This window comes from Alkalinema sp. FACHB-956 (genome assembly GCF_014697025.1).
GTDB lineage: Bacteria > Cyanobacteriota > Cyanobacteriia > Leptolyngbyales > Leptolyngbyaceae > Alkalinema.
The window spans coordinates 1-10,515 of sequence record NZ_JACJRC010000013.1; the positions used below are offsets into that span (position 1 = coordinate 1).

At 53.4% G+C, this 10,515-nt stretch carries 8 protein-coding genes; 5 read left to right on the forward strand and 3 right to left on the reverse strand.

Annotated features, from left to right (window positions below; translation table 11 throughout):
* Window positions 1-385 precede the first annotated feature (385 nt).
* Window positions 386-763: an endonuclease domain-containing protein gene (locus H6G21_RS14550; RefSeq protein ID WP_242041843.1), complete on the forward strand. Its 378-nt coding sequence runs from the start codon at window positions 386-388 to the stop codon at window positions 761-763.
* 301 nt (window positions 764-1,064) lie between these two features.
* On the opposite strand, the gene H6G21_RS14555 is transcribed toward H6G21_RS14550, so the two are convergent.
* Entirely contained in the window at window positions 1,065-2,720 is a 1,656-nt protein-coding gene (locus H6G21_RS14555) for a GUN4 domain-containing protein (protein WP_190574159.1), read from the reverse strand.
* 159 nt (window positions 2,721-2,879) lie between these two features.
* A complete protein-coding gene (locus H6G21_RS14560) occupies window positions 2,880-3,272 on the reverse strand; it encodes a sugar ABC transporter permease (RefSeq protein WP_190574160.1) in 393 nt (130 codons plus the stop codon).
* 160 nt (window positions 3,273-3,432) lie between these two features.
* Between H6G21_RS14560 and H6G21_RS14565 the strand changes: the two genes are divergently transcribed.
* On the forward strand, window positions 3,433-5,778 hold the full coding sequence (locus H6G21_RS14565) for an adenylate/guanylate cyclase domain-containing protein (RefSeq protein WP_190574161.1): 2,346 nt from the start codon (window positions 3,433-3,435) through the stop codon (window positions 5,776-5,778).
* Here the strand turns inward: H6G21_RS14565 and H6G21_RS14570 are convergent.
* Window positions 5,681-6,385 carry a lipase gene (locus tag H6G21_RS14570; RefSeq protein ID WP_190574162.1) on the reverse strand — a complete coding sequence of 235 codons (705 nt, stop codon included), beginning with the start codon at window positions 6,383-6,385 and terminating at the stop codon, window positions 5,681-5,683. The two genes, H6G21_RS14565 and H6G21_RS14570, sit on opposite strands and share 98 nt — an antisense overlap.
* Window positions 6,386-6,828: 443 nt before the next feature.
* Here H6G21_RS14570 and cobI point away from each other — a divergent pair, with 443 nt between their 5' ends.
* The 3 genes from cobI (at window position 6,829) to H6G21_RS14585 (ending at window position 10,440) form a co-directional block, all read left to right on the forward strand.
* A complete protein-coding gene (gene cobI / locus H6G21_RS14575; protein ID WP_190574163.1) occupies window positions 6,829-7,638 on the forward strand; it encodes a precorrin-2 C(20)-methyltransferase in 810 nt (269 codons plus the stop codon).
* 526 nt (window positions 7,639-8,164) lie between these two features.
* Window positions 8,165-9,385, forward strand: a complete 1,221-nt coding sequence (locus H6G21_RS14580; RefSeq protein ID WP_190574164.1) for a hypothetical protein — start codon at window positions 8,165-8,167, stop codon at window positions 9,383-9,385.
* 113 nt (window positions 9,386-9,498) lie between these two features.
* On the forward strand, window positions 9,499-10,440 hold the full coding sequence (locus H6G21_RS14585) for a hypothetical protein (protein ID WP_190574165.1): 942 nt from the start codon (window positions 9,499-9,501) through the stop codon (window positions 10,438-10,440).
* Window positions 10,441-10,515 lie beyond the last annotated feature (75 nt).

A 10,515-nucleotide genomic window follows, 5' to 3' on the forward strand; every position in this document is an offset into this window, starting at 1 on the left:
TAGCATTGTGCGCCAATTAGCTTACCGTACCATTCCACAGGGCATTCGTGCACTCACCAATCAGCTCCACAAGGTCTATTCCATACTCACTCATGGCTTTTCTCCCCCTAAATGAAACCACCCTACTAGCCCCCCTTAAAAAAGGGGGAACCGGAAAAGATGTATTCAAAGTCCCCCTTTTGTAGCTCTGCTTCCCGCAGGGTAGGGGGATTTAGGGGGATCGAACACGCGCGATCGACTTTTTGACCAATACTGCACGGAGAAGTTGAGGAATTTTGGGCATCCTGAATTTAGCTGGTTTGCGGTGATCTAGGGTATGTCCAAATTGAGTACAACTGATTTCCATTTGCCCTATAACCCGGAGCTTGTATTTCCTGCTAAGGAAATGCGGAAGAACCCAACTCCGGCTGAAAAGAAGCTGTGGCAAGAGTTTCTACGAGATTCGGAATTTCGTTTTTTACGACAACTCCCGATCGATCACTTTATTGTCGATTTCTATTGTGCCAAGTTGGGTTTAGTCATTGAGGTAGATGGGAGTGGTCATTTTACAGAGCAAGGAAAAGCCCACGACCAGGAAAGAACACAGATTTTAGAAGGATATGGATTAACAGTCGTGAGATTTACGAATGAAGAAGTTTTGAATGATTTCGAGAACGTACGCCAAACCATCACTAAAATCCTATCAAAGTCCCCCTTTTGTAGCTCTGCTTCCCGAAGGGTAGGGGGATTTAGGGGGATCGAACACGCGCGATTGACGTTATGACCAATATTAACAAGTCCCCCTTTTGAAGGGGGATTTAGGGGGATCGAACATGCGCGATCGACGTTATGACCAATACTGCAATAGATACTCGACTAGCGTAAGGCTAAATGCTGGAATGCTTTGCTCATCTGCGTTGGAGGGGTAGATCCCCCCTAGCCCCCCTTAAAAAAGGGGGAACCGGAAAAGATGTATTCAAAGTCCCCCTTTTTAAGGGGGATTTAGGGGGATCGGAGCATTGTTATGTAGAAATCGTCGCAGTTACAAAAGTTGACAAATCTCTAGGACTGGCTCGTGCTACAGTTCACAAGTCTCTGCGCGAGAGAAGATAACACCAACCCAATGCACCTACCCCCTCCTCGTCGGCGTGTAAGTGAAGAGCACTCACATAAGCAGGTAATTCTCCGACGGGAGAATGAAGAGGATTTTTCTTGAGTTCGCTGTAGGACATGTATGATGTTGAATCTGCATTCTGCCATCCAACTTTAGCGCAAAAGTTATCCCACTCTTTCCCCATGCTCCTTGGGCTACCGCATTCATGCCAGATTTTCTTCTGCATAGAAAATCCAAAATATCCCTTACTCGCATCCACCCAGAGTCGATCGATCATCAACAAATCTGCATAAGGAAACTTCTCTAAATCTTCTAATTCCAGATATCTAAGCTTAGTCTGACCTGCAACTTCCAGCATGACTCGTAGAGTTTCCCGATCGGCCTCTTCCCACTTCCCTGCCTTCAATAACTCACGCAACTTTTCATAGCTCACACCTTTTTCAGATTGCAGCGGAATTGTATCAATTGCGCTTACTGGCTCCGTGGCAGGCGTTGATGGCTCAGAAGGTTCCTGAACCTCCGGTGGTTTAGGTTTAGGCAACTCCTGAGACGACAACCGCTCGATCGTGCATTCCAAAATCTGCGCAGCATCCTCCTCAGTCAATGCTAATAAACTTCGATATTGCTCTAACCGTTTCTGTTCACGCTCTCCGAACGGATACCTATGTTGAACGGCTTTCTTTACTACTGCATAATATTTTGCTAACTTAGATCTATATTCTCGAATTGGCTCTAAAACTTCATCTTCAATTTGTAGAGCAGTTACTATGTCTAACTTCAACTTAATCTGATATTCATCTAGGATTGGCCGACTAAAAATTTCATCAATTTCGCCCTCATCCTCCTGAACAATTCTTTCAACCTGTTTTCGGTATTGCACCAGCGGATCCCCCAGCGCCACCTTCGCAATCCGTAACTGATACCCTTCCCCCTTCGCAAAAATCTTAGGACTCATAGACGGAGCCTCTTCCTGCACCTTCCGACTCACGTACTGATGCAAGTGATCGATCGTAATCTCATCGTTTTCTGCTGCCGCTGCTGCCCCCGTCCGCAACCCCTCCGTCAAATAATGGCCATAAACCGACAATTCCCCCCCATTCAATCGCTCAAAGGCATAATCCATTCCACTCGTCGAAGTCATCACCACCCGACCTTCCGCCCCGATCGCCGCCTCCACATCGATCGCGCCATCATCCATCGGCACCAAATCCCCAAACGCCCCACTAAAGCAACAATTCAAAATCACAACTTGTCGCTTAGCTCGACTCGCTCCCATCCAACTGCTGACACTCTGCGCCGCGATCGCCGTCGTCGTGATCAACTTCTCCCCCACCTTCTGGGTATTCTTCATCGCAAAATGCAACCGACGATCGGCATCCTTCACCCCATGCCCCGCCAGAAATAGCAGCACAAAATCATCCTTAGCATGGCTCAAATACCACGTTTCGATCGTTGTCGCCAAGGTACTAGAATCCACATCCAAATGCATTTGCACATCATCAAAGCCACCGATCTCTGGATTCTCCAACAACGCCTTCAACCCCTGCACATCATGGGGCGCAGACTTCAGCGGCTTAAATCCTTCTAGATACTGACCCGTCCCAATCAACAACGCCTTACGTGCCATGACCTTACAAATAACAATTTCGATGAAGTCTCTATCAGTGTGGATCAGTTCCCTTTCTATACAGTTCAGTCCCCCCCTTCTTCTTGTTCCCCCTTTATTAAGGGGGGTTAGGGGGGATCCGCCCACTTCGCAATCCACGCAATGATTCTGATTAACTTTCTATTTCGTTTGAATTAACTGCACCGTAAATGAATCCAGTTCTCTAATAGCCGCTATTTGTTGCTCTAGCTGTTCCTGCGTACGATATTCCAAATTAAATTCTCGATCGCCATTCTTATAACTCAGCTTCAACACCGTATTCGGGCGCAAATTCCATAACCACTTCATCACCGCCAAAAGATTCGTCGCATTCACCTCCGCCTTCAAAATCCCTAACAAAAACGCTGCTGCCCCAGACATCGCCCCTTCCGGCACATCCTCTTCCCGTGCCAGCCCAGCCTCCTCCGCCAAATCCTCCCGCAACTCTTCCGCCAGCCGCAGCGCATACGCTTCCATTTCTTCCGGTTCCAAATCCAAGCCAGCTTGATTCAAATCAATCAATACCTGCGCCATGCCAAAGCTCTCCAAGCCACTGCCTAACATTTTTGTCCGATTATACTCTCACCTCCCCACTAATCCGGGAGACTTACCCCCACCCTCCTCTCCCCCTCCTTGCACAAACCGGATTCTCCCTGGGCATCTTGTAAAGAACAGTAAAACACCTTCAAACTCCATGGGGAAATCACTACGCAAAGCAACCTGGCAATGGCGCGGCCTCCTACTCATCATCCCCGCCGTCACCGCAAGCGTACTCGGACTACGCCTCTCCGGCAGACTCCAACCCCTAGAACTCATGTTCTACGACCAATTCATGCGCCTCCGCCCCGCCGAAACCCCCGACCCCCGCATCCTCATCATCGGCATCACCGAAGCCGACCTCGCCCAAAAAGGCTGGCCCATCTCCGACTGCACCCTCGCCCGATCGCTCACCCAACTCAAAACCCTCCAACCCACCGCGATCGGCCTCGACCTCTACCGCAACCTCCGCCAAAACTCCAGCCTTAGTAAATACCGCGACCCCTGCAAAGGCCAAGGCTACCAACAACTCCAAAAACTCTTCGCCACCACCCCCAACCTCATCGGCATCGAAAAAGTCGGCAACGATCGCACCAGCGAACCCATCCCACCCCCCGAAACCCTCGCCAACCACAACCAAATCGCCGCCAACGACGTTCTCCTCGACCCCGACGGGCGCATCCGCCGTGGCCTCCTCTACCTCTACCCCGAAAACCGCGACGGCATCGAAGGACTCGCCACCCGCCTCGCCACCCACTACCTCACCAGCCAAAACCTCACCCCCGACCCCAACGCCGAAATCCTCACCTTCAACACCCTCCCCCCCACCGTCTTCCCACCCCTCGAAGCCGACGACGGCAGCTACCAAAACATCGACGCCCAAGGCTACCAAATCCTAATTAACTATCGCGGCAAAGCCCAAAACTTCGATCGCGCCTCCCTCACCGAACTGCTCAACGGCCAACTCACCCCCGATCGCGTCCAAGGCCGCATCGTCCTGATCGGAGCCGTCGCCTCCAGCCTCAACGATAGCTTCATGACCCCTTACGACAGCGGCTTTGCCGAATCCGCCGTCAAAACCCCCGGTGTCGAAATCCACGCCCACCTCACCAGCCAACTCCTCAGCACCGTCCTCGATCGGCGATCGGGCATCCACTTCTGGCCCGACTGGCTAGAAACCCTCTGGATCATTGCCTGGATCAGCCTCGGCGCAATCCTCACCTGGTACTGGCGCTACACCAAACCCCGCCAAGCCCCCGTCCGCATTTTCGTGCTCGTCGGCCTCGGTTGCAGCCTTATCCTAGGAAGTTACTGGGCCTTTTGCCTCGGCTGGTGGGTGCCCGTCCTGCCCAGCGGCCTGGGCTACACCATCGCCATCCTCGTCATCACCAGCTACCTCGCCCGCCGCGCCGCCGACATCCGCAAAACCTTTGGCCGCTACCTCACCGACGAAGTCGTCACCCAACTCCTGGAAACCCCCGAAGGCTTGAAACTCGGCGGAGAACGGCGACAAATCACCCTGCTCATGGCTGACCTGCGCGGCTTTTCCGCTGCCGCCGAACAGCAACCCCCCGAAAACGTCCTCGCCTTCCTGAACCGCTACCTGGAATGCATGACCGATGTCATCACCCGCTACCAAGGCACGATCGATGAATTCATGGGCGACGGCATTTTAGTCATGTTTGGTGCCCCCACCCAGCGCCCCGACGATGCCGATCGGGCCATTGCCTGTGCGATCGCCATGCAACAAGCGATCGCGCAAGTCAACCAATTCAGCCATCTCATCGGCCTCAATCAAGTGGAAATGGGCATCGGCATCACCACCGGCGAAGTCGTCGTCGGCAACATCGGCTCCGCCAAACGCGCCAAATACGGCGTCGTCGGCAGTCACATCAACCTGACCGCCCGCATCGAATCCCAAACCGTCGGCGGCCAAATCCTGATCTCCGAAGCCACCCGTGCCCTGGTTGTCCCCCAACTCAGCCTCGGCCAACAATTGCAGATCCACACCAAAGGCTTCTCCCAACCCGTCACCCTCCACGAAGTCCTGGGCATTGGTGCCCCCTACCACCTGCAACTGGAAAATACCTTAGAACCCCCGATCGCCCTGCCCCAGCCGATCGCCGTGGAATACATGGTGCTGGATGGAAAAGCGATCGAAGAAACCGCCAGTTCTGCCGAAATCCTCGCCCTCTCTGACCACGAGATCGATCTTTACAGTGAGCGATCGCTGGAACCCTTACTAAACCTGAAGCTGAACCTACTGACCCCCGATCGCAGCGCCGACTTCTACGCCAAAGTCCAAGGCGCGATCGGCCCCCACACCTATCGCCTGCGCTTGACCTTCCTGCCCCCCGCCGTCGAAACGCTGCTGACCGCCACACCCACCCGCCAGAGTTCCGCGCCTAATCCCGCAGATAGTCAATCCACTGCTCCACCACCGAGGGCGAACCGTACCACAGCCCCGCACTCTTGGGCGCATGACGCACGCCCTCCAGCGTAATATTCTCCGCTCCCGCCAAGTGCGCCGACTCCACCGGCGTAATGCCATCCCCCCAACAATCTCCCCGCCCGCAGGTCAGCTCATAGCTGCTGTAGGCCAGCCATTGCCCCAACCGTTTCTCGCCATAAACCGATCGACCCGCCACACAGACATAGCGCACCGTCGGTTCAAAGGCTCCGGGATAGCTGGTATTAACAAAGTCCAAATTCTTACGAGTCCAGCGCTCCTGGCTGGTGTGGGGCGTTCCCAAGGTAATCAGGCGATGCACCCATTGGTGGGCCTGCCAGCACTGCACCGATCCCGCTGGCTCCGGGTGAATGTCGTAAGCCTTGGCCCCGAGGTAAATCCGAGCGATCCAGCCTCCCGCTGAATGGCCTACCAGATTGACTTCCGCCGTATTAAACCGCTGGCGCACGTCCTGCACCGTCCGATCGATCTGGTCAATAATGGGGCGAATCGATCGTCCCCCCAGCGTCGGAACCCAGTCCCATTTCGTTAACGGCACCGTCACCGTGGGAATACTAAATTGGCTGAGAAGTTGCTCAAATGCTTGGTATTCCGTCGCAGGTGCGAAATATCCTGGCACAATAACGGTGGGTAGCATCATCTCGATCGGGCGAATTAAGGTAATGGGTTTATCGGTGATGGGATCGGCCTTAATGGCGTCAGCCCTGCCGTATCACCCACTACCGACATGCGTTCACTCTAGAAAGCCATGGTGAAGCAAGGTGCTGTATGGCAAATTGCGTCATGGCTCTCAGTCAAAAGTGGACAGTAATTGTCCTCTCTTAAATATTAGAGCAAGTTAACACAACTTTACACCTGTTCATAATTCTGTAACGCTTAACTCTGCAACTTTTTGAGGAACTATACAGATCACCCTACTTTTCGTAGAAAGGAATCCTATAGAGGAATCCTTGCAAGGATTGGCAGTTGTTAGTTTCCCTGTTGCAGTCTCTCACAGTGTTATTTAATGATGCGGCTCTGACCTATGCAGTTCTGGTTATTGTGTTGTGAAAATCGTCTTGTTGTCTGTGGAGAGGCTACCCCGTGGGATTAGGGACACTATACGGAGTTGGGGTTGGGCCCAGTGATCCCGAACTAATTACGATCAAAGGACTGCGGCGAATTGTCAAAACACCGATCGTGGCGTTTCCGGCGGGGCTGAATGGCAAGCTGGGAGTGGCCGAGGCGATCGTGCAGCCTTGGTTACACGCCCACCAGGTGCGGTTGCCGTTGCACTGTCCCTCTGTGCAGCCAGACTATGCCCAATCCGCCTATGCCCAGCCAGCCTACGCCCAGCTAGCCTCTCCGCAGCCATTCCAGGCACGACCACAGAGTCCCCTTGACACCGCCTGGAAATCCGCAGCCCAAAAGATTCTCCCCTACCTAGAAGCGGGCCAGGATGTGGTGTTCATCGCAGAGGGGGACATCAGCTTTTACAGTACGTTTACCTACCTGGCCCAGGCGATCAAAACGGCCCAACCCTTCGCCCCGATCGAAACCATTCCCGGCATTTGCTCCCCTTTGGCCGCAGCAGCGGAACTGGGACTCCCCTTGACGTTGCAAGGGCAGCGCCTTGCCGTGCTACCCACCATCGATTCGGTTGCAGAATTGGAAACCGCCTTGAAATGGGCTGATGTGGTGGTTTTAATGAATATCAGCTCGGTCTATGCCGAGGTTTGGGATGTCCTGAAGCATCACAGCTTATTGGAACAGAGCTACGTGGTCGAACGGGCGACGGCTGCCTCCCAGCGGGTCTATGACCATTTGCAGGATTGGCCCAACCTGAAGCTCCCTTATTTTTCCTTGATGATTGTCAAAATACGGGAGAATCCGGGAGCGCGGGAGGATCGGTAGGAGAGAGTGGGTGGATCTTGGGATCGCTCAAGGAGAAGGGTAGGAGGGTAAAAGAGAAAGAGTAAGAGGGTAGAGGGGTAGAAGAGTAGGAGGGTAGCAGGTTGGGTGGGCTGAGTGAGTCTTGTCTAATCCCTGAATGCTCTGAGATCGGCAACTTTTTCTCCTGGGATCTCGTCATCGGAGATGATCTCAACGATCGCCTCAATGACCCAGATACCTAAATTTTTAAGGCAAAGGATCATTGATCGAATCTGCCTTTAGAATGCAATCAGGCTCGATCGATAGCTCTCTTTTGGACGATGTTCTTGTCTAAATTTCCGATCTAGCAGTAGGCTTGTTAACCGTCGGTTCACCTTGTTGCCCACTTCGCGATAGACCACTTAGCAATTGTCCAGTTCGCAACTGTCAAGCTTGCAACTGTCAAGTTCACGATTGTTAAGTTCGCAGTTATAGATCTCGTACTATAGCGTTCGCGTACTATAGCGTTCTCGTTGCTGTCCTATTTCCCCGGAGGATCCACGCTACCATGACCCACCTCAATTCACCGTGGTTAAATTCTGAACACATGGTGACGTTAGTTACGGAAGTTGCGAAACAACCGATGACGATCGCGATGGTGGCTTCGATCGGGGCCCATGGGTTGTTTTTGCTGGGCTTGCCAGCTATCACCGCCAGTCAACCCAAGGACAATACGCGCACGGTGGGCGTTGTTGCCCTGACTCCGGAAGAAATGGCCCAGTTGCCCAGCACCAACAGCACGATGATGATGCCCCAGGGGAATCCGCTCTCCCCTTTGCCGCCGACTGGGAATTCGTTTTCGTTTCCCCAGCAACCCAACACCACACCCCCCCAGCCCGATAACTTACTTGGCTCAACGGGCGGTATCGGCACCGATCCGAATTCAATTTACTCCCTACCAAATCTAGGGATCTCCAGTGGTGGCATGGATTTTAGCAATGCCTTCCCGCCGCGATCGAGTAGCAATTCGGTTTCAGACCGAGATCGTCCATCCGCTACGGACAATCAGCCCAAAAATATTCAGCAGTCTGAGGTTCAGATCAGTCACGATGACGCCTCTCAGGAAGATAAATCTCAAAACGATTCCCAAAAAACACCCCCCAACACCCCCCCGTCGCCGCTAACCTCCGCCAATCCAACCCAGCAGCAGATCGCAGCCAACCAGACTCCTAATAATAATCCGCCTGCGGGTGCCAATCCCTCCGGCCCGACTCCCCTCCCACCCGATGGTGGCCCTACCGTTCCTGCCAGAATGTCGTCGGCCACTGAAGAGCTACTAAAGAAGCAACAGGAATATCAACGCATTGCCGCTTCCTACAAGGCCGATGGCGCTAAGGATAAGCAAGGTGAACTCACCAGAGCGGGCGGCTTGTTTTTAAGTACGCTGAAGCCAGAAGTCCTGACTAAATATGTTGAGGCGAACGGAGGCACCTTTCCTAAGATCGCGGAGCCAACCTTTGAACGCCACAATACGCCCTTAATCTACCCATTTCCCGCCACCTATAAGCTGCCTAACTTCCAGTTTGACCAGCCTGTGAAAGTCTCTGGCCTTGTCGGAGCAGATGGCAAGTTAGATCCGGAGACCCTTTATGTTTTGAAGGGAACCGGCTACGACGATTTGGATGCGATCGCGATCGAGGAAATGAAAACTAAGCAGTTTCCCGCCACCGGACAGTTGACCTATCGCATTGTTGAGTTCTATTTTGCACCCCGTCAGCAGGTGGGCTGATCGCAAATTTCCTAGACCGCACCGCATAGACGCTGCATAAATCGATCGCCTGTCCCCTATGGAAGAACTGTCAGCTTACCCAATGCTTCAGTTCACCCTTAGGAGACAGCAAGATGAAGACCTCCAACCTGCTCAACCTCGCCCTGGCCCTGTCCGTTGTAACCACGATCGCCCTGCCCGCTACTAGCAAACCCGCAGCGGCTCAACCCACTGCTACCAGCCAAACCAGCCGCACCAACGGCGTCATTCCCCAAAGCGCAGGGGTCGTCATCCAACTGCCTGCCAACATGGTGGTAGACGTGGGCCAAAAGCAAGACATGCCCTACACCGTGCCCCTGGCACAGCCCATCTATGACCTGCAAGGCAACGAAGTGATTCCCGCCCAAGCCCCCGTCAGCATCAAGATTAAACCCGAAAATGGCGGCGCGAAAATTGTGGCAGAGTCGATCGTGGTTCGCGGTCAAATCGTTCCCATCATTGCTGCGACTGCCGTCATCCCAGGCCGCACGGTTACGGAACAAACAGGCGAACAACGGGCCAGAGAAAACAGCGCCGTCATGGGTAATCTGTTTGGAGCCATTGGCGGGTCGATCGCGCCGGTGTCCAAGCGAGGCAATGCCTTTGAGCACATGGGCATGATTGGTGGTGCTGTGGGCATCCTGAGTGGCTTAAGTTCTCCCCGGAACTATCGGATTGTGGAACTGTCCAGCGGAACCGTCTATGTGCTGCAATTGCAATCCGCTGTCACGCTACCGACCTTGGCTATGGCTCCCCAGAATAATTCACAATCCTCCCAAGCAGGTAACACCGACGAGCAAACAGCCAACCAACCCAAATTCGACTTCCAAAACGTGGCGCAATACACGAATGGGTTAGAAAATGTGCTGAAAGCCTTCAAGGATGGCAAAATGTCCCTCAGCGAAGCCCGCCGGATTATCATCGCCGCTGACACCTACGCCACCCAAAGCCTGCAACCCCGCCTCTATCCCCCCGCTGGCATTCGTCGCCAAGTTCTGCAATTCTTTGATTACACCTACGAAATCGATCGCAAGTAGTCTCCCCTGTCAGAATGATATCGAGTGATCCATTGCATCTCCCCTCCTCACAATAACTCCAGCTATCTTTCCACG

Bases quoted from the DNA above. Each gene is read 5' to 3' on its own strand.
- H6G21_RS14555 (WP_190574159.1), bottom strand. From the start codon at position 2,720: ATGGCACGTAAGGCGTTGTTGATTGGGACGGGTCAGTATCTAGAAGGA.
- H6G21_RS14560 (WP_190574160.1), bottom strand. From the start codon at position 3,272: ATGGCGCAGGTATTGATTGATTTGAATCAAGCTGGCTTGGATTTGGAA.
- H6G21_RS14550 (WP_242041843.1), top strand. From the start codon at position 386: ATGCGGAAGAACCCAACTCCGGCTGAAAAGAAGCTGTGGCAAGAGTTT.
- H6G21_RS14570 (WP_190574162.1), bottom strand. From the start codon at position 6,385: ATGATGCTACCCACCGTTATTGTGCCAGGATATTTCGCACCTGCGACG.
- H6G21_RS14580 (WP_190574164.1), top strand. From the start codon at position 8,165: ATGACCCACCTCAATTCACCGTGGTTAAATTCTGAACACATGGTGACG.
- H6G21_RS14585 (WP_190574165.1), top strand. From the start codon at position 9,499: ATGAAGACCTCCAACCTGCTCAACCTCGCCCTGGCCCTGTCCGTTGTA.
- H6G21_RS14565 (WP_190574161.1), top strand. From the start codon at position 3,433: ATGGGGAAATCACTACGCAAAGCAACCTGGCAATGGCGCGGCCTCCTA.